This is a genomic window from Hymenobacter arizonensis (assembly GCF_900115775.1).
Classification (GTDB): Bacteria; Bacteroidota; Bacteroidia; order Cytophagales; family Hymenobacteraceae; genus Hymenobacter; species Hymenobacter arizonensis.
The window spans coordinates 650,299-668,535 of the sequence record NZ_FOXS01000001.1 but is presented as its reverse complement, the minus strand read 5'-3'; the positions used below and the strand labels follow the sequence as shown (position 1 = coordinate 668,535).

13 protein-coding genes are annotated in these 18,237 nt (G+C 59.5%); 9 read left to right on the top strand and 4 right to left on the bottom strand.

Annotation, left to right across the window (positions count from 1 at the left end):
* The first annotated feature begins 202 nt into the window (after positions 1-202).
* Together BMZ66_RS02805 and BMZ66_RS02800 are read left to right on the top strand one after the other, a co-directional pair.
* Entirely contained in the window at positions 203-1,486 is a 1,284-nt protein-coding gene (locus BMZ66_RS02805; RefSeq protein WP_092668741.1) for a M20/M25/M40 family metallo-hydrolase, read from the top strand.
* A 44-nt stretch (positions 1,487-1,530) separates the two neighbouring features.
* Entirely contained in the window at positions 1,531-2,115 is a 585-nt protein-coding gene (locus BMZ66_RS02800) for a pseudouridine synthase (RefSeq protein ID WP_092668739.1), read from the top strand.
* Between the two features lie 100 nt (positions 2,116-2,215).
* Here BMZ66_RS02800 and BMZ66_RS02795 read toward each other — a convergent pair whose 3' ends face one another.
* Positions 2,216-5,887, bottom strand: a complete 3,672-nt coding sequence (locus BMZ66_RS02795) for an ABC transporter permease/M1 family aminopeptidase (protein WP_143080022.1) — start codon at positions 5,885-5,887, stop codon at positions 2,216-2,218.
* Positions 5,888-5,965: 78 nt separating this feature from the next.
* Positions 5,966-6,859 carry an ABC transporter ATP-binding protein gene (locus tag BMZ66_RS02790; protein ID WP_092668735.1) on the bottom strand — a complete coding sequence of 298 codons (894 nt, stop codon included), beginning with the start codon at positions 6,857-6,859 and terminating at the stop codon, positions 5,966-5,968.
* A 176-nt stretch (positions 6,860-7,035) separates the two neighbouring features.
* On the opposite strand from BMZ66_RS02790, the gene BMZ66_RS26230 reads away from it, so the two are divergent.
* The 4 genes from BMZ66_RS26230 (at position 7,036) to BMZ66_RS02775 (ending at position 10,853) form a co-directional block, all read left to right on the top strand.
* Positions 7,036-7,170, top strand: a complete 135-nt coding sequence (locus tag BMZ66_RS26230) for a hypothetical protein (RefSeq protein ID WP_262507565.1) — start codon at positions 7,036-7,038, stop codon at positions 7,168-7,170.
* 231 nt (positions 7,171-7,401) lie between these two features.
* On the top strand, positions 7,402-8,034 hold the full coding sequence (gene bamJ / locus BMZ66_RS02785) for a BamJ family beta-barrel-assembly machinery protein (RefSeq protein ID WP_177204568.1): 633 nt from the start codon (positions 7,402-7,404) through the stop codon (positions 8,032-8,034).
* A gap of 84 nt (positions 8,035-8,118) precedes the next feature.
* On the top strand, positions 8,119-8,778 hold the full coding sequence (locus BMZ66_RS02780; RefSeq protein WP_143080021.1) for a hypothetical protein: 660 nt from the start codon (positions 8,119-8,121) through the stop codon (positions 8,776-8,778).
* Between the two features lie 140 nt (positions 8,779-8,918).
* Positions 8,919-10,853 (top strand): KUP/HAK/KT family potassium transporter, encoded by a 1,935-nt coding sequence (locus BMZ66_RS02775; protein ID WP_092668729.1) that lies wholly within the window; start codon positions 8,919-8,921, stop codon positions 10,851-10,853.
* 268 nt (positions 10,854-11,121) lie between these two features.
* On the opposite strand, the gene BMZ66_RS02770 is transcribed toward BMZ66_RS02775, so the two are convergent.
* Entirely contained in the window at positions 11,122-12,942 is a 1,821-nt protein-coding gene (locus tag BMZ66_RS02770) for a M61 family metallopeptidase (protein ID WP_234794951.1), read from the bottom strand.
* Between the two features lie 129 nt (positions 12,943-13,071).
* Between BMZ66_RS02770 and BMZ66_RS02765 the strand changes: the two genes are divergently transcribed.
* The 3 genes from BMZ66_RS02765 to BMZ66_RS02755 all read left to right on the top strand — a co-directional run bounded on the left by BMZ66_RS02765 (position 13,072) and on the right by BMZ66_RS02755 (position 15,998).
* On the top strand, positions 13,072-13,956 hold the full coding sequence (locus BMZ66_RS02765; protein WP_092668727.1) for a C40 family peptidase: 885 nt from the start codon (positions 13,072-13,074) through the stop codon (positions 13,954-13,956).
* A 702-nt stretch (positions 13,957-14,658) separates the two neighbouring features.
* On the top strand, positions 14,659-15,099 hold the full coding sequence (locus tag BMZ66_RS02760) for a DUF2147 domain-containing protein (RefSeq protein ID WP_092668725.1): 441 nt from the start codon (positions 14,659-14,661) through the stop codon (positions 15,097-15,099).
* A gap of 326 nt (positions 15,100-15,425) precedes the next feature.
* A complete protein-coding gene (locus BMZ66_RS02755; protein WP_143080020.1) occupies positions 15,426-15,998 on the top strand; it encodes a hypothetical protein in 573 nt (190 codons plus the stop codon).
* A gap of 93 nt (positions 15,999-16,091) precedes the next feature.
* Here BMZ66_RS02755 and BMZ66_RS02750 read toward each other — a convergent pair whose 3' ends face one another.
* Positions 16,092-18,176 carry a M1 family metallopeptidase gene (locus BMZ66_RS02750; RefSeq protein WP_092668701.1) on the bottom strand — a complete coding sequence of 695 codons (2,085 nt, stop codon included), beginning with the start codon at positions 18,174-18,176 and terminating at the stop codon, positions 16,092-16,094.
* Between the last annotated feature and the right edge of the window lie 61 nt (positions 18,177-18,237).

Genomic DNA, 18,237 nt, shown 5'->3' with positions numbered 1-18,237 from the left:
CATAGCATGCCTGCCGGTCCGACGCCCTAGGCGTCCGACCGGTTATTGCCAGCACATCCGTGCCCAAAGGCCTAATAACAACCGGTCGGACGCCTAGGATGTCGGACCAGGGGCGAAACTGTAGTGCTTTGTCATATCACAAGCACAAGCTGGGTATTGCTTTACTTTTGAGCAAATACGGTAACCCCTGATTTATCTGTTTGTGAAAAAGTTACTCCTAGCTGCTGCCATAGTCTGCAGCCACGCCGCATTGGCGCAAAAACTCACGGCCACCGAGCGCAAAATTGTGGCTTCGGTGCAGCAAAACATGCCGCAGTCGGAGAAGCTGCTGGAGCAGGTGGTCAACATCAACAGCGGTACGCTTAACGTGAAAGGAGTGCGGGAAGTCGGCACCGTTTTTCAGAAAGAGTTCGACGCCATTGGCTTCAAAACCGAGTGGGTGTCTATGCCTGAAACCATGCAGCGGGCCGGCCACCTCGTGGCCCAGCGCAAGGGCAAAAAGGGCAAGAAGCTCTTCCTGATTGGCCACCTCGACACGGTGTTTGAGCTGGACATGCCTTTCACCAAGTTCACCCGCCTGAATGACTCCACGGCCACCGGCCAGGGCGTGAACGACATGAAGGGCGGCAACGTGGTGATACTGGCCGCCCTGCAGGCTCTGCACGCCAACGGCCTCATGAAAGACGCCAATATCACCGCCTATTTCACTGGCGACGAAGAGCGCGGCGGCAAGGGCCCCGAAAGCCGCGCCGACTTTATTGCTCGCGCCAAGCAGGCCGAAGTAGCCTTAGCCTTCGAAACCGCCACCAACCTGCACACCGTAGCCACGGCCCGGCGCGGCTCTAGCACCTGGCTGCTGAAAACCTACGGCACGGCCGCCCACTCCTCGGGCGTTTTCAAGCCAGCTGTGGGCGATGGGGCCATTTACGAAGCCGCCCGCATTCTCAACTCCTTCCGCGAAACCTTGAGCCAGGAGCAATACCTCACCTTCAACCCCGGCCTGATGGTGGGGGGCTCCGAAGTGAGCTACGACGAAGCCAAGGCTCGCGGCGAAGTGGTGGGCAAAACCAACATCATTGCACCCGGTGCTACCGTAACCGGCGACTTGCGCTTCCTAACCGAAACCCAAAAAGAGGCCGCCCGCGAAAAAATGCGCGCCATTGTGGTCCAAAGCCTTAACAAGACCCGGGCCGAAATCACTTTCACCGACGGCCTGCCCGGCATGGCCCCCACGCCCGGCAACCAAAAGCTGGCCGCCCTCGCCGACCAGGTAAGCCGCGACCTGGGCTACGGCGCCGTGGCGGCCGGCGACCCCGGCTCGCGCGGCGGCGGCGACATTTCCTACGTGGCCCAATACGTCGATTGCCTCGACGGCCTGGGCGTGTCGGGCAAGGGCGCCCACGCGGCCGGCGAAACCATCAACCTTAAGGAATTTCCGCTGCTGGTGCAGCGGGCGGCCCTCATGATTTACCGCCTCACCCTGTAAGTAGTTGCGCTACTTCCGCCGCAGGTGTTTCACTTAATGCTTCCATGTCTCCCCAAACAGAGCCATCAACCCACCGCCATTTCCTCATTCACAAGCCCTACGGCTACCTCAGCCAGTTTATTGGCGAGGCCAAAAAGAAAAAGCTGGGCGAATTCCATGACTTTCCCGAGGGCATCATGGCCATAGGCCGACTCGACGAAGACAGCGAAGGCCTCCTCCTGCTCACCACCGATGGCCGCATGAGCGAATTGGTGCGCAGCAAAAAGATTGAGAAGGAATACTACGCCCAGGTCGACGGTCTGATTGAAGACGCTGCCATTAACCAACTCCAAACCGGCGTCGAGATTGGCATTCACAACGTGCGCTACCTGACCACGCCCTGCACGGCGCGCCGCCTGGACCCCGCCCCTGCCTTTGCCCCGCGCACCCGCAAAATTCGCGACGACCGCCACGGCCCCACCAGTTGGGTTTCCATCACCCTTACCGAAGGCAAATACCGACAGGTCAGGAAAATGACGGCGGCCGTGGGCTTTCCCACCCTGCGACTAATTCGGGTTCGAGTAGGTGATATTTGGCTCGGTGATTTAGCGCCGGGTGCGGTGCGGGAGGTAGCAGGCTTTGGAATGTAGCGCGGACTCTGCGAGTCCGCGTGACGGGCGCGCAATCTTCCCGACCCCAATGCGGACTCGACCACACGCCGACGCGGACTCGCAGAGTCCGCGCTACGGGCTACTTCAGCGCTACTGGCTTCGAGCTTGGTTTTTGCTCATCCAGCGGCTTCACATTGTCGTAGTAATACCGTTCAATCAGCTTCTGGTAGGGGTCTACGCCGGCTTTGGCAGGTTTCTCATTCACCACGAAATGAAACGTGGTTTCGGGCTTGGTGAGCTTCACTTTTTTGAGGAACAGCGGCTTCCCGCGCACATCCCAGGCTTCGCCCAGTGACTTATCGGGTCCGAAAATGCCGAGGTCGATGTAGTCGGCCATGGCGATAGACTTTTCGTTGCCCAGGCTGTCGGCCCGTAGCTTTTCGGCCTTGATGGTGAGGCTGACGTCGAACTTGCCATCGGGGCGCGGGGTGTAGGTAGCGGTTTTGAGCTCGTTTTTGTAGAGCGTGATGGTCTCGAACATGTCGTGCAGCAAATACTGCAGCGAATCGGGCGTGGCCTGGTGCAGGTAGGTCATCAGGTCGGCCGAGTTGGGGTACGGGCGGGTCTGGTAACGGTTTTTAGTGATGAATGCCCGCAGGGCACCGTTCAGTTTATCCTCGCCGATGTAGTCCTGCAGGGCGTAGAACACCATGCCACCCTTGTAGTAATGAATGTAGGGCTGCGACTCGCAGAGCATGAGCGGCTGCTCCTTCTTGCGCTCCTGGCGTCGGCCCCGCAGGTAGTTGTCGAGCTCGCGGCGCATGAATTGCTGCATCTTTTCGGGCGTGAACTCGTGCTTGGCCGTCATGATGGCGGAGTATTCGGCCAACGATTCTACCAGCATGCTGCTGCCCTGCACGTTGGCGCCCACCAGCTGGTGGCCCCACCACTGGTGGGCCAGCTCGTGGTTGGTGATGAAGAAGGCCAAATCGGGCTTGGTCGGGTCGCGGAGGTCGTCGATAAAACCGGCGCCTTCCGAAAACGGCACCGTGTTGGGGAAACTCTGGGCAAAGGACTTATAGCGCGGAAACTCCAGCACCCGAATCTGTCGGTACTGGTAGGGGCCAAAGGCGGCCGTGTAGTACGGCAAGGCCTTGCGCAAGGCCTCGGCCATGCGCTTCACGTTGTAGGCGTGCTTGGGGTCGTGGTAGATTTCGATGGCCACGGGCGGGCCGCCAGCGGGGTTTTGCCAGCTTTCGCGGTGCACCTGGTAGCGGGCCGAGAGCACCGAAATCATGGGCAGCATGGGCTGGTCCATCTGGTAGCGGAAGTAGCGGCGGCCGTTTTGCAGCCACTCCTTTTGAAGGTAGCCGGGCGTGATGGCAATCTGGTCGGGGTCGGTGCTGACGGTGGCCTGGTAGCGCACGTAGTCAAACTCAGGGCCGAACTCGCACTCGGAGCGGCCGCGCGGGTCGTTGAGCGGGAGGGCGCGCTCCTTGGGCTTGAGGCCGTTGCGCTTGCGCACGTCGTCGTCTTCCATCTCGGCACCCCGCAGGTAGCCTATGCGCAGGCCGGGGTCGTCGAGGAAAGTGCCGTTGGCCGTGAGCCGGTCTTCGGGCGAGATGGAGGCCCAGTTGAACACGCCGTTGTCTTTGAGGCGCGAGGTAAAGCCGTTGGCCCAGTACGATACATCGTATTGCAGGTCGAGCGAGTCGCCGGGCGCCAGGGGCTGGGCCAGGCGGTAGAGGCGCACGCCGGCCACGGGGTCGTCCGTTAGCACCTTGGCGGCCCGACTCAGGCTGAGCTGGTTCCGGACGCTGCGACTGGGGTTGTAGTTGATGAAAAGGGTATCAATGCCCCGGCTGGCCTTGTTACGCAGCGTGTAGGCGCCGTGCATACGGTAGCCGCGCGGGCTGGCCGTGGGGTACAGGTCGGCGTTTAGGGTTACGGCCACCATTCTGGGCTGCAGTAGGTTTTCGTAGCGCTTGTACTGACGCTCGGCATTGGCCTGGCGGGCCTCCAGGGCCTTGGGCGTCACAAATTCGTTGATGATGTTGGCGTTATAGAACACCCAGCCACCGGCCACAAACAGCACCACCAGCCCCGCGGCCAGGGCCGGCCGCATGCCCGCCCCGCGCAGCCGCTGCCCAAACAGCCGGCCACGGGCGCGCAGGTCGGTATCGTTGCCGCGCACCCAGAGCAGGCCCGTGAGCAGCACCAACACCAGCGCCCCGGCCAGGTAATATGCGTTGATGGCCAGCAGCGGCGCTACCAGGTGCCCATAGCCGTTCATGTCGGAATAGGTGTAGGGCACGGCGGCCCCAAACTTCAGCAGCCCATGGTGCAGGCCCAGCGCATCGGCCAGCAGAAACACCACGCCGTAGTACACCATCATGATGGCGTGGCCCACGTACTTGTGGTTCACCACCGTTTGCACGGTCATGGCTAGGGCACAGAGCACCGTCAAATTGGCCAGTTGCAAGGCGAAGTCCTTGAAATAGAGTAGAGGCTCGACCAAGGCGGGCGCCCGGTAAAGCTGAATGGCAATGCCCACGCCGTCCATCACCAGGGTGAGCACCACCTGCACAGCCAGCAGCGCCAGCAGCTTGCTCAGAAACGGCACCCAGGTCGAAAACGGCAACGCATCGAATACCAGTTGCAGCTTGGTGTCCCGCTCTCGCCACACCAGCTCGCCGGCGTAAATAATAACAATGAGCAGCGAAAACAGCGTGTAATTGCTGTTCAGCATGTTCAAAATCAGGTAGGTTACTGGCATCTGAATGCCGCGCGTGTCCTGATACGTGTAGTAGGCATTGAAGAGTACAAACACGATACCTAGCAAGGCCAGCACCCGAAACGGCCAGGCCCGCACCACGTTCAGAAACTGCACCTTCGTCAACTGCCGCAGCTGCCACATTGCTAGTCCGTTGCCAAACTGTTGGGGCGACCTACGCAGCCCTACCGCGCCGGTTGGTATCGGTGCTAAATCAGCAGCTTGCTTTTTCACCCGGGTCTTGGCCTGGCCCAACCGGAAAAACGCGCAAGCCGCGAACAGGATTACCAAGCCCACGCCGGCCCAGGTTATTCGGTTTTGCAGCAATTCGCCACCAAGAAAATTCGCCAGCTTGCTGTTGCGCTCAGCCACCGTCCAGTAGTTGGCATCTATGTTTTTGGCCACCAGTCCAAACGGGTCGAGCTGCGAAAAAAGGTGGTCGCTGCTCACCCGGCTCGAAAACGTGAGCGAAACCTGGTAGAGCACAAATAGCACAATGCCACCCAGATACACCACCAGCGGCGAGCGAAACAGCAGGTACGCCGCAAAGAAGATGCAGCCCGCAAAAAAGGCATTTACCCAAGCCCCGGCCACCAGCGGCGCCAACAGCGCCAGCGGCATCACTGGGCCCAGCTTTTCGGCGTCGACCCAGGGCATGAGCATGCCCAGCAGCGCGCCCACCGAAATGCCGCTCATAATGAACCAAATGGCCAGCAGCGACCCCAGAAACCGCCCGCTCAAATAAGCGGGTTTGGTCAGCTGCGTGGTGTACACGAGGCCCGTCATGCCCTCCTTGTCGTCGCGGTAGATGGGCGTGCCTAGGATGGCCGCCGTCACAAACATGCCCAAAATAGAGGCAATGAAGTGCAGCTGCGCCAGCGCATCGGGCGAATTGACGTGCACCTTGGCGCTGGCAAAGCCGAAGTCGTTTACTGTCTGCGACAAAAACCCAAACAGCGCAAATACGCCGAAGTACAGATAGGTGCTGGGCTGCGTGAAGCGGTAGCGCAGTTCGAAAGCGAAAATGTGTGCGAACATGGTTTTCAATTGACAATGAGTAATGAAGAATGAGCAATGGACTTATTGCTCGCGTACCCTCCGCCCTCCTCCCATTGCTCACTGCTCATTGTTCATTGCCAATTGCTTCCGTGCCAGGCTATGGAAATACACGTCTTCCAGTGTGGCCTCGGCGGGCTGGAACTGCCCGTTGATGGGCTGCTCGCTAAACACCCGCACGATGGGCTGGCCGGCAACCAGCTTCGAGGAAATCACCTCATAGTCGGATTTCAGCTGTGCCAGGGCCACTTTTTCCGTTTTGGTGCGGTAAACTTTGCCTCGGATTTCACCAATCACGTCATTGGGCGAGCCCGTGGCCACCACTTCGCCGCCCGCAATGATGGCCATGTTGGGGCACAGCTCGGTCACATCTTCTACAATATGGGTGCTGAGAATCACCACCACGTTCTCCCCTATCTCGCTCAGCAAATCCAGGAAGCGGTTGCGCTCGGTGGGGTCGAGGCCGGCCGTGGGCTCGTCCACGATGATGAGCTGCGGCGAGCCCAGCAGCGCCACCGCAATGCCGAAGCGCTGCCGCATGCCGCCCGAGTAGCCGCCCACGGCTTTCTTGCGGGCCGCCCACAAGTTGGTTTGGTGCAGCAGGCTTTCCACCGCCAGCTTGCGTTCCTGGTTGTCGCGAATGCCCTTGAGGCCGGCAAAATAATCGAGCAGCACCTCGGCCGAAATGCTGGGGTAAAGGCCGAATTCCTGGGGCAGGTAGCCCAGCACCCGACGTACAGCGTCCTTTTGCGTCAGCACGTCGATTTCGCCCAGCATGATGCCGCCGCTGTCGGGCTCCTGCAGGGTGGCAATGGTGCGCATCAGCGAGCTTTTGCCGGCGCCGTTGGGGCCCAGCAGCCCAAACATGCCACTCGGAATGGTGAGCGAAACGTTGTGGAGCGCACGCACGCCATTGGCGTACGTTTTGGAGAGGTTACTGATGCGTAGAGTCATGATGCAGAAGAAGATGGTGATTAATAAGAAATGTATTAACTTTTTTTGATATTATGTCATATTACCATTGATTATGAGTTAAGTGAATATTAATTTACGCTGCATGCATAACATTTTTGGCTTGATTTTCGTATCTTTGCACAGTAATCACCATTAAGGCTTTTTTGCCCTTAGAAATGAAAAAGACCACCGCATTATCGTTTTCCTCGCTGCTTTTACTGGGCGGCGTAAGCTACTTAGCTGCCAAAGTGGCCGACCTGGACCTGACCTTCTTCTTCCACGGCGACGACGACCAGCATTTATACTGCTAAGCATTATTCTATCGGCTAACCCCGTTTTAGCGCAATTATTTTAGGTAAGAGCCCGGCCCATTGGCCGGGCTTTTTGTTGTGGGTTCGGCCATTACGGCGGTTGCAGCGGTTCGGCGCGGCTTTTGGAACTTCGCCCCGGCAACGGCGTAATCCATTGAGCAATTCTTTCACCCGCTGCCGGACCACGTTTCGGACTGAAACCGCCGCAGCTTTACCTACACACACCTGCCCATGAACCTCGATTCCCACCAGGCTCAAGTGAGCTACATCATCGGCCGCGACCTGGCCCGCAACTTTGCCCAGCAGGGCCTCGACCTTGACATCGATACCCTGGCCGGCGCCCTAAAAGAAGGCTTGCAGGGCCAGCCCAGCCGCCTCACCCAAGAGCAAATGCAGGCCGCTATGCAGCAGCTGCAGGAGCAGATGGGCGGTGCCGAAGACGACGACCAAACCCAAGACCCCAATTCCATGAGCAACAACAAAGCCGAAGGCGAAGCCTTCCTCGCCCAAAACGCCAGCAAGTCGGGCGTGACCACCCTGCCCAGCGGCTTGCAGTACGAAGTACTGACCCAGGGCACGGGCAAAACCCCCACGCTGGGTTCGTCGGTGACGACGCACTACCACGGCACCCTCATTAACGGCACCGTGTTCGACAGCAGCTACCAGCGCGGCCAGCCCGCCACCTTCCCCGTCAACGGCGTGATTGCCGGCTGGACAGAAGCTCTGCAGCTGATGCCCGAAGGCTCGAAGTACCGCCTCTACATTCCCTCGGACCTGGCCTACGGCAAGCGGGGCGCAGGCCGCGACATCCCTGGCGACACGGCCCTCATCTTCGATGTGGAGCTGATTAAAGTAAATAACTAAGGCGCCGTGGGGGTGGAAAATCCATTCACATCTTCTACCCCCACCCGCCCTGGTGCGCCCACTTGGTCGCGCACCACTAGCACAATGGCTGTTTCTGAGCACATGAACGACCTCGAAGCCCAGCCACCCGCTGACCCCACCCCACCCGTGGCCCCGGAACAACCTTCCGGGGCCGCTTTGGTATCGGCACCTTTCTATGAGCCCGGGCCGCCTCCCAAAATGGCGCCGCCCGAACCGCCACCTCCGCTGCCCACCATGCAAAGCGAAGACGGGCGCGTGGTGCTCACCGACACCACACTCACCGTGCGCGGCCGCTCGTTTCTGCTGCTGGAGCTGGAGCGGGCCGAGCTCACGCCGGTGCGCTGGATACTGTGGTATCTGCTGGGCAGCATCGGCCTGGCCAGCGTGATGATTGCCTTTTTGCAAAACTGGCTGCGCACAGGGCCTGCCATGATAGGCATGACCCTGACCGCGCTGCTGCTCGCCTACGGGCACCGCGGCACCAACCGCCTGCGCCTGCACCGACTGGGGCGCGAAATGGTCAACTTTGCCCTGCCCGGCGACACCGCGGGCTGGCAGCGCCTCACGGCAGAGGTAAACCGCCGCATTTTTCGCGTCCACGACTGGGCCGCCCGCGAGGCGGCTTATGTGCTGGCTGCCGCCGACGAGGCCACCCGCCAGGCCGCCGAAGCCGCCCAAGCCGCTGCTCAGGCCGAAGCCGAAGGCCTGCAGCCGGATAATTAACTCAACAATTCGCTATTGCTCAGTGAGTAGCCCGCACAGCAGGCCGCGCCCAACGTCACACTCGAAGAGTTGGCTCCTACCTTCGCGCGCCAAATTTTAATAACAGCACTGGCCCGGCTACTTACAGTTGCTAATTCTTCATGGACTCTAAACATTCGCATACCGCCGTTTCGGGGGCGGGACTGCTGATTGCCCTCGGCATTATTTACGGCGACATCGGGACCTCGCCGCTCTATGTGATGAAAGCCATAGTGCCCGGGCTGATTGACCCGCGGCTGGTGTACGGAGGCATTTCCTGCGTGCTGTGGACCCTCACACTGCAAACTACAGTCAAGTACGTGCTGCTGACGCTGAATGCGGATAACAACGGCGAGGGCGGCATTTTCTCGCTTTTTGCCTTGGTGCGCCGCCGCGGGGCGTGGCTGTCGGCCGTGGCCATTATCGGGGGCGCGGCCCTGCTAGCCGATGGCGTTATTACCCCGCCTATTTCGGTGTCGTCGGCCATTGAAGGCCTGCAGGCCGTGTACCCCAGCATCCCGACGGTGCCCATCGTTATTGCCATTCTGCTGGGGCTTTTCTTCATGCAGAGCTTTGGTACTCAGATTGTGGGCAAGGCCTTTGGCCCCATGATGCTGGTGTGGTTTTCCATGCTGGCCATATTGGGTATAAAAGGAGTTGCCATGCACCCCGAGATACTCAGGGCCATAAACCCCGTGTACGCCTACGAGCTACTGGTGCAGTACCCGGGCGGCTTCTGGCTGCTGGGGGCGGTGTTTCTGTGCACCACCGGCGCCGAGGCCCTGTACTCGGACCTGGGCCATTGCGGCAAGGGCAACATTCGCGTGAGCTGGATATTTGTGAAGACCTGCCTGCTGCTCAACTACTTCGGGCAGGGCGGCTGGCTGATTGCCCACCAGGGCGAGCAGCTGGACGGGCGCAATCCCTTTTATGAGCTGATGCCGCCGTGGTTTCTGCTCATTGGGGTGGGCATTGCCACCATTGCGGCCATCATTGCTTCGCAGGCGCTTATCACGGGCTCGTTTACGCTAGTAGCCGAGGCCATACGGCTCAATATGTGGCCCAAAGTGAAGCTCAACTACCCTACCGATGTGAAGGGGCAGCTTTTCGTGCCCAGCATGAACCGGCTGCTGCTGTTGGGCTGCGTGGGCGTGGTGCTGTATTTCCAGAAGTCGGAAAACATGGAGGCGGCCTACGGCCTAGCCATCACCCTCACCATGATGATGACCACCATTCTGCTCACCATGTGGCTGCGGGCCAAGCGGGTAGCCACGCCGCTGGTGTATGGTTTTGCCATCATCTATGGCATCATTGAGAGCTCGTTTCTTGTTGCCAACCTCATCAAGTTTCCGCACGGGGGCTGGGTGTCGCTGGCCATTGGGGTGGCCCTTATTGGTGTGATGTACGTGTGGCTGAAAGCATTCTACATCAAGCGCCGCCTCACCGAATTTGTCCGCCTCGAACCCTACGTGGACGCTCTCAAGCAGCTCAGCGACGATGAATCCATTCCCAAATACGCGACCCACTTGGTGTTCTTGACCTCGGCCGAGCGCAACTCCGAGATTGAGCAGAAAATCATCTACTCCATCTTCCAGAAGCGCCCCAAGCGGGCCGACATCTACTGGTTCATCCACGTCGAAACCACCGACGAGCCCTACACCATGGAGTACAAGGTTACCGAAGTGGCCAAGGACGACGTGTTCCGCATCAACTTTCGGCTAGGATTCCGGGTGCAGCAGCGCATCAACCTTTACTTCCGCAAGGTGATTGAGGACCTAGTGCGCAACAAGGAAGTGGACATTACCTCGCGTTACGAGTCGCTGAGCAAGCAGCACGTCACCGGAGACTTCCGATTTGTAGTGCTGCAAAAGTTTCTGAGCGTTGAGAACGACTTCCCCACCCTGGAAAAGCTCGTGATGCAGGCGTACTTCTACATCCGGCAGTTCATTGCTTCGGAAGACCAATACTTCGGCCTCGATACTTCTTCAGTGAAAGTAGAGAAAGTGCCGCTAGTAATTGCGCCGGTGCGCGAGGTGGCGCTGAAGCGCATTATCTGACCTGCTGACTTGGTGTTTAAATCATTCATAAGGTTGTTTCTGAGTAAAAAGAACGTCATGTCGAGCGCAGCCGAGACATCTCGCTCGCATCGTCCTCATGATTTAGTTACTACCCCACGCGAGATGTCTCGGCTGCGCTCGACATGACGTTCTTTTCACTCAGGAACAAGTCTACTATAAATACAAAAGGCCCCGTACAGCTTTGTACGGGGCCTTTTGTTTTACCCTAACTTAGAAGCTGGGCTAACCAAGCTAGCGAATCAAGCCGCTATTTTGTTGAGCCGAGCCAGCGGGCCAGCACGCGCTGCTGCGCAGCGCTGGGACTGGCTACGGGCTGAATTGTGTACTTCCGGTCGGGGTCAGCTACGGCTTTGAGGGCGATGTCGCGGGTGAGGCCGTCGCGGCGCACCTGTAGCTTAACATCCGTGCCTACCGGGCTGCCGAGCAGCTGCTTGATGGACTCCTCATTGGGGGCCGTGCCGTTGACAAGCAGCACTTCGTCGTTCACGTTGAGGCCGCTGTTCCAGGCGGCGCCGTCGCGCTTCACACCCACTACCACAATGCGGCCCGCGCGGTTGGCAAATGATGCGCCGAGGGTGCCGTTTTCGTTGAGGGGCGCCACGCTTAGCGTGAGGCCGGCGTAGCCGAGGGCAGTCGCATAGTCCAGGGTTTTGGTGCCGTACACACTGGTTTGAAAGAAATCGTCGTAGCGACGGCCGGCCACGGTAGCCACGGCATCCTGAAACTCCTTATCGGTGAAGCCGCGGTTCGCTTTCTTATAATATGTATCGTAGAGGAAGCGGAACACGTCGTCGAGGTGCTTCTCGCCTTTGGTAGCTTCGGCAATGTTCAGGTCGAGCATCGCACCAATAAGGTCGCCCTTGGAGTAGTAGCTGATTTCGCTGTTGCTCGAATTTTCATTCTGGCGATACCCCTTAATCCAGGCATCAAAGCTCGATTCGGCGGCCGACTGTACGCGGTTGCCGGGCGTGTTCTCTACCTGCGTAATGGCGTTGCTGAGCTTGGCTAGGTACGTTTCCTGCGAGATAAAGCCTGCGCGTTTGTTGATAAGGCGGGCGTAGTACGACGTCATGCCCTCGCTCACCCACAGCATGTTGGTGTAGTTCTCCTGGTCGTAGTTAAACGGCCCCAGGGCCACCGGCCGGATGCGCTTCACGTTCCAGAGGTGGAAGTACTCGTGCGCCGCCAGGTCCAGAAACGACTGGTAGCCGGCTTCGGTGCCGTAGGTAGTGCGGCTCACTTCCAGCGTGGTGGAGTTGAGGTGTTCGAGGCCGCCGCCGCCGCGCTCCAGGTTGTGCACAATGAAAAGGTAGCGGTCGAGCGGGTTCTGGCCTACCACGCGGTGGGCTTCCTCGCACACCTTTTTCAGGTCGGCCGTGAGCTTGGTGTCGTCGGCGGTGTAGGTGCCGTACATGGCTACCTGGTGGGGCGTGCCGTTAACGCTGAATTCCAACACCTTGTGGTTGCCAATTTCAATAGGCGAGTCGGCCAGCTCGTCGTAGCTGGCGGCCTTGTAGGTAAACTTGCCCGGGGCGGGCTTGAGCGCCGTGCTCACCTTGGTCCAGCCCGCGGCGGGCTCCACCACCACGGTGCTGCCCAGCATCTTGTTGTCGGCGGGGTACATGAACACGCTGGTGCCGTTGAGGTAGCCGTGGTCGGCGTCGACAAACGAGGTCCGCACAGTCAGTTCATAGGCATACACCTTGTAGCTCACCTGAAAATCGGCCTGCTTGGGATGGCGCACCCGCCAGGTATTCTTGTTAAGTTTTTCCACGGCCAGGGCCTGGCCGCCGGTGGTGCGGGCCTGGAAGCCTTCCACGTTTTTGGCAAACTCCCGCACCAGGTAGGAGCCCGGCGCCCACACCGGAATTTTGACGTCGGTATACTCAGCAGGGAAGCCGCCGAGGTCCATTTTCACTTCAAAGTAATGGGTCTGGGGTGCGGGCATGGCCAGCGTGTAGCGGAGCGTGGGCACCACTGCAGTGGCCGTGGCCGCGGCGGGCAATGCACTGGCCAGCAGCACAGCCAAGGTAGCCTGACAGAAAAACGATTTTGAATTTTTGAGCATTAGCACTGTTTTAGGATGTATCAAGGTCACAAAGTAAGTCCTTGGGGTTGGCACCAACCTAGCAGTTAGCTGCGCCGTTAGGAGCGAACGGACGTATAGAACGCACCGGCACCATTTTCCATTTTCATTATGCGTTTTCTCTGGCTGATTTTCGTGGTACTGATACTGGCCATGGTGGGGCTTCTGCCCCGCCTGAAGTCATCGGAGCCCAAGGCAGCTCAGGAGGCGGCCCATGTCAGCCACTCCGCGGCTACCGACGATAGCCGCTTGGAGGCCGTGTTTACCTCGACACGGGAGGCTAGTGAGCTGGTGGGCGAAGCATCCCAGCGCGACAGCATTGTGCGCTATGCCATGCAGCAGCTCGGCACCAACTACTGCTATGCCGGCAACACGCCCGAAACGGGCTTCGACTGCTCGGGGTTTGTGCAGTTCGTGTACAGCCGTTTCGGCATTGCCATGCCCCACTCCACGGCCTTGCTTATTAGCGTGGGGCAGCCTGTGCCCCGCTCCGATGCCCGGCCCGGCGACATCGTGGTGTTCACCGGCACCGACAAAGCAGCTACTACCCCGGGGCACGCGGGCATCATCACCACGGCCGGCCCCAGCGGGCCCATACGGTTTGTGCACTCATCTTCGGCCCGCCGCGAGTCGGGGGTGAAAGTGAGTCAGGTGGAGGGCACTGACTACGAACGCCGCTTCATGCAAGTGCGGCGCGTGGTTGGGCCGGGTGCTCCGGCCGTGGCGCGCACGGGCCCCGCAGCTCGAAAAGCATCGCCGGTAGCGGCCTTGCCCACCCTGCCCGTAGCCGTGGAAGCAGATGATGCTCCGGCGGCTGCTCCACCCAAAGTGCTGCCCCGCCGCAAGAGTGTTGCCCGAAAGAGCACGGCCACTGTGGCCAAGAAGAAAGTCGTCGCTCAAAAGAAAACGGTTGCGAAAAAGAAGCCTGCCCCCACGGTACGGCGCAAGGCGTCCGCCAAAAGCAGCGCTCCGGTCAAGAAGCGAGCAACGAGGTAAACAGCTCTTTTGGGGATAGCAGGCAGGTCAGGATTAGGACTTGAGCGCTTGGCGACCATTAGCTACAAGTAAACTATCAACCTTTCCAACCCTCTTATCAAACCCCTTAAACGAAGCGATGCCCGGTTCGCCTCTGCCGGCCCACTAAAGGGCGGCTGGGCTAACCGGGCATCTAATCCTTCAAATCTTACCGAGCGGCGAAACTGGGGTACAGTTCCGGCGTCCACTGCTGAGAGTAAGACCTGGCCGAATGTGGGAAGCCTTAGGAGCTACCCCACGAAGCTGTTGTTAGGCGCGTACTGCGGTGAAGCGTACGACATTCGACAGGCTGGGCAGGATTTGTTTGGGACTACTAGACATTTTGTACCTCCTTTCTTTACGTTCGACATAACCCCCCTCGCGCGGCCCAGCACCTTAGGGCTGCTTGGGAGGGGCCGTAGCACTCACTACTGGACGGTAAAGTTAATAGCCGATACTAAGGTTCAAAGTCGGGGGACTTAATTTTTCACAAATCGGCCCCCATGGTAGCTTGAAGCCTGATTTACAGACCTATTTTTTTTGCAATTTTCATCCTGCCAGGGCATCCTTCCGTATCAGCACGCAACTTGGCCGTAAACTTGCCAAAGTGCCTTTGCCGCACTGGCCCATGGCTTGCCAATAATTGCCCTTACTTTTTAATCAAACTCCTCCCTTCCTTCCGAGATGAAAAAAACCCTGCTCTTACTTGTTGCCATCGTTTTGGGAGTTGCCGGCATGGCTTCGGCCCAAACCATGTCTCCGCTCGGAGTCTGGACGCCGGCCGACAAGAAAGCGACGTTTGAGATTTTTCAGTGCGGCAGCAAGCTGTGCGGAAGAATCATGAGCTTGGCCACTCCGGACGACCCGGATACCGGAAAACCCAAAACCGATACGCAAAACCCCGACCCCAAGCTTCGCACCCGTCCGCGGCTGGGGCTGGTGTTTATGGAAGACTTCACCTACGACGAGGGCAACAAGTGGGACGATGGCAAAATCTACGACCCCGAAACGGGCAAGTCGTATTCGTGCTACATGAAAATGCAGAACGCCAACACCATGGAAGTGAAAGGCTACATCGGCTTCTCGCTCATCGGCAAATCCCAAACCTGGACCCGCGTAAAATAGCCGCAGCCGTCGACACAAAACCAAACGGCAGGCCGGCTTCTGATGGAGGCCGGCCCTTTGTTTACAGCCTGCTAGGAACTGGCCTGAAGTGTGCAGGAGCTGCCGCTATATCAGAAGCCTAAAGAAGCCCGGGGTGCAGTTGAGCAGCTTCCTGAGCAAGCGTATTCTTGTGCTTACCGGGTGCTGAAAAGGTCCATCGCCAGCGAGGCGCTCAGAAACTATTTGCCCAGCCGGGTGTTTTGACTTCAATAACTTTCCACGTTTTGTTCGATTTTATTCAAAACCTTTTCCGTTCCAAAGACGGGGTTCCGGGCTCTTGGCAAGCCGTGAAACTGTCGCCCGCCCAGGCGCAGCGGCACGCGCGCTGGGTAGAGCAGCAGGTATACCTGAACTGGCTGGGGCCTTACTTCAAGGCATACCACCTGCGGAAAGGCGGGGCGGCGGGCTCGCGTGGTTTTCAGGTGCAGCTGATGCAGGAAAGCGGCCGCCAGGGCGCCATGCTGTTGTTTGACCAGAGCATTGGCCCCGGTAACTTTCGGCACTTCTACGAACACCTCGGCGAGCGCCTGCTCACGATGGGCTACCACCGGGCCTGCGCCGACCAGTGCACCCGCCAGCACGGCTCGCACCGGGAGCTCACGCTCAAGCAGCTCTTCAAGCCCGACCCCACCGACTGCCCCAAAACCGGCCATTGCAACCAGCGCTTCGGCCTGGTCACGGTAGACCTTGTGGCCATCAACGAGCAACCGGTGTTTATCCGGGTTTCCAGCAACGCCGTGCTCCAAGAAGGGTTCACTCCTGCTCGCTCGTTCGACGACCTGCTGAAGGCCCTGCTGGACGCTCCGCCTGCCGACGACGCCATTGAAGCCCGCATTCAGGAATACCACGACGTATTCTAAAAACTAGCGGGCTGCAAACTTATCCAGTTTACTAAGAACAACAAAGCCGCTCCTTGGCAAGGAGCGGCTTTGTTGTTCTTCACGAATAGGCATTTATTCTCGCACAAAGCGGCCGTGACCCACCAACTCCCCTCCTGTGCTTAGCAGTCGCAGATAGTAGAGGCCCGGAGCCAGCAAACGGGTGTCGACTTGCGGTTGGGTGGTGCCGATGGCCTGCCGCAGCACTACGCGCCCGGTAGCGTCCAACGCTTCGGCCCTGACACTGAAGGCGGGCAAGGCTGCCAGCCACAGCTCTTCGCGGCAAGGGTTGGGGAAAAGTGTAAGCGGCAGCAGGCCGGCGCCGGCACGGGTGGCCAGCAGGGTGTTGTCGCGCAGGGGCGTAACACTGCGGTCGAGCAGCCATTGGTCGGGGTCGACGGCCACGCTGGCCACGGTGCCGTTCACGGCCAGCTGAAACGTTTCGGAAGCCTGGCCTTGGCGCAGGCGCACGGTTTGGGTGGTGCCGTTGGTGAAGGTGAGGCGGTAGTCCACATCGGTTTCAAAAAACGGCGTGAAAGTGGGCTGCGACACCGTTTCGTCTACCCGCAGCACCACATTGCTGCCGCCCTGGTTCCAGCGCACTTCAAAAGCGGGGTAGCCGCGCCCCCGAAACCACTGCTCGAAGAAGTAGCCGAGTGGCCGCCCAGCCTCGGCCTCGAAAATGGCCTGCAGGTCGGCGGTGCGGGCCGTGGAGCCGCGAAACTGGTTTTGAAAGGTCCGCAGTGCCCGGAAAAACTTGGTATCGTCGTTGAGGAGGTAGCGCAGCATGTGCACCACGCCCGCTCCCTTTTTGTAGCTGAGGGAGTAATCGAAAATACGATTGACGCTGGTGGTGTCGGCCACATACACGCTGCCGGAGTTGAGCAAGGCGAGACGGTGCGCTTCATTCATCCACCCCCGAGCGTTGGCTGGCGTATCAAAGGCCTGCAGCGCAAGGTATTCGCCGTAGGAAGCGAAGCCTTCGTTCAACCAAATATCCTCCCAGCTGGCGCAGGTCACGTTGTCGCCAAACCACTGGTGAAACAGCTCGTGCGCCGTGAGGGTGAAGCTGAAGCCGTCTTGCGTGGTCATGGTCTGGTGCTCCATGCCGCCGAAAAGGGGCGCGTTGGCGTGGCCGTACTTCTCGTCGGCAAATGGGTAGAGGCCGGCCAGGGACGAGAAGTTCTCAATGAAGCCAGGCGTCAGGTCGATGCGCGTTTTCCAGTAGTCGAGGTAGGTTTGATTGTAAACGTAGTTGACGATGGGAATGCGAGGCCCGCCCGCCGGGTTGGCGTAGTTCACGTATTCCTGGTAGGGCGCCACCGCCACCGAAATCAGGTAGTAGGCAATCGGATGCCGGGATTTCCACTCGTACCGAACCTTGTTGCCAGCCACGGGCACGGTGCGCACCAGCACGCCGTTGGAAGCCACTTTGTTGGGCAGCGTGGTGGTCACCCACACATCGGAAGAGTCGGCCTTGTCGGTGAGCACCTGCTTGCACGGAAACCACTCGTGCGCCGAAAACGGCTCGGAGAGCGACCAAGTCACGTTATAAGGAAAGGTGGGCGCGCCGTTATAAGTATCAATGTTCACGGAGCTGCGGTTGCTGAGGCCATTGCCGATGGCTGCCGAGTTACCGCTGGGGGCCGTGCCGTGGTAGTAAATGCGGGCATCGACGAGGGAGTTTGCAGCGGCCGGTTGGGCCAGGCTGGCGGTGGCATCGGGCCCGGCGCGCCGCACGCCCGGCGAGCGCCGCCCGTTCACGACTACTGAGTCGATGCGCAGCGTGGCCACGTTGGCGCCCGAGCCCGTGGGTGCCTGGTACAGCTCAAAGGCCAGCGAGTCGAGGGCCTGGCTGCCCACCCGAACGCGCATCCAAACCGAGCCGGATACATTGAGCGAGGTGTTTTCCAGCGCCAGGTCCAGCTTGTAGTACTTCACGTCGTACCGCTCCATCTTGGCGCGGTGCGTGACCGAAGCGGTGGCCGGGCGCTGGGCGGCCTGCCCGTGAGCGGCCGCACACAGGCGCCCGCCCTCTAACTCGGCCTGCGTGAGGGAGCGCGCATACGTGGCGGGGGCTGCTGCGGGCTGCTGAGCTCGCACCGGCGAAGAGGCTAGCAGTAAGCTACAGCTTAGCAGCGCGTAAAGAATATGACGCATAGGGATTAGTGCAGTGTCAACAATTTATTTCTAACCCAGGTTAGACATTCGGGATTCAGAA

Bases quoted from the DNA above. Each gene is read 5' to 3' on its own strand.
- BMZ66_RS02800 (WP_092668739.1), top strand. From the start codon at position 1,531: ATGTCTCCCCAAACAGAGCCATCAACCCACCGCCATTTCCTCATTCAC.
- BMZ66_RS02795 (WP_143080022.1), bottom strand. From the start codon at position 5,887: ATGTTCGCACACATTTTCGCTTTCGAACTGCGCTACCGCTTCACGCAG.
- BMZ66_RS02790 (WP_092668735.1), bottom strand. From the start codon at position 6,859: ATGACTCTACGCATCAGTAACCTCTCCAAAACGTACGCCAATGGCGTG.
- BMZ66_RS26230 (WP_262507565.1), top strand. From the start codon at position 7,036: ATGAAAAAGACCACCGCATTATCGTTTTCCTCGCTGCTTTTACTGGGC.
- bamJ (WP_177204568.1), top strand. From the start codon at position 7,402: ATGAACCTCGATTCCCACCAGGCTCAAGTGAGCTACATCATCGGCCGC.
- BMZ66_RS02780 (WP_143080021.1), top strand. From the start codon at position 8,119: ATGGCTGTTTCTGAGCACATGAACGACCTCGAAGCCCAGCCACCCGCT.
- BMZ66_RS02775 (WP_092668729.1), top strand. From the start codon at position 8,919: ATGGACTCTAAACATTCGCATACCGCCGTTTCGGGGGCGGGACTGCTG.
- BMZ66_RS02770 (WP_234794951.1), bottom strand. From the start codon at position 12,942: ATGCTCAAAAATTCAAAATCGTTTTTCTGTCAGGCTACCTTGGCTGTG.
- BMZ66_RS02765 (WP_092668727.1), top strand. From the start codon at position 13,072: ATGCGTTTTCTCTGGCTGATTTTCGTGGTACTGATACTGGCCATGGTG.
- BMZ66_RS02760 (WP_092668725.1), top strand. From the start codon at position 14,659: ATGAAAAAAACCCTGCTCTTACTTGTTGCCATCGTTTTGGGAGTTGCC.
- BMZ66_RS02750 (WP_092668701.1), bottom strand. From the start codon at position 18,176: ATGCGTCATATTCTTTACGCGCTGCTAAGCTGTAGCTTACTGCTAGCC.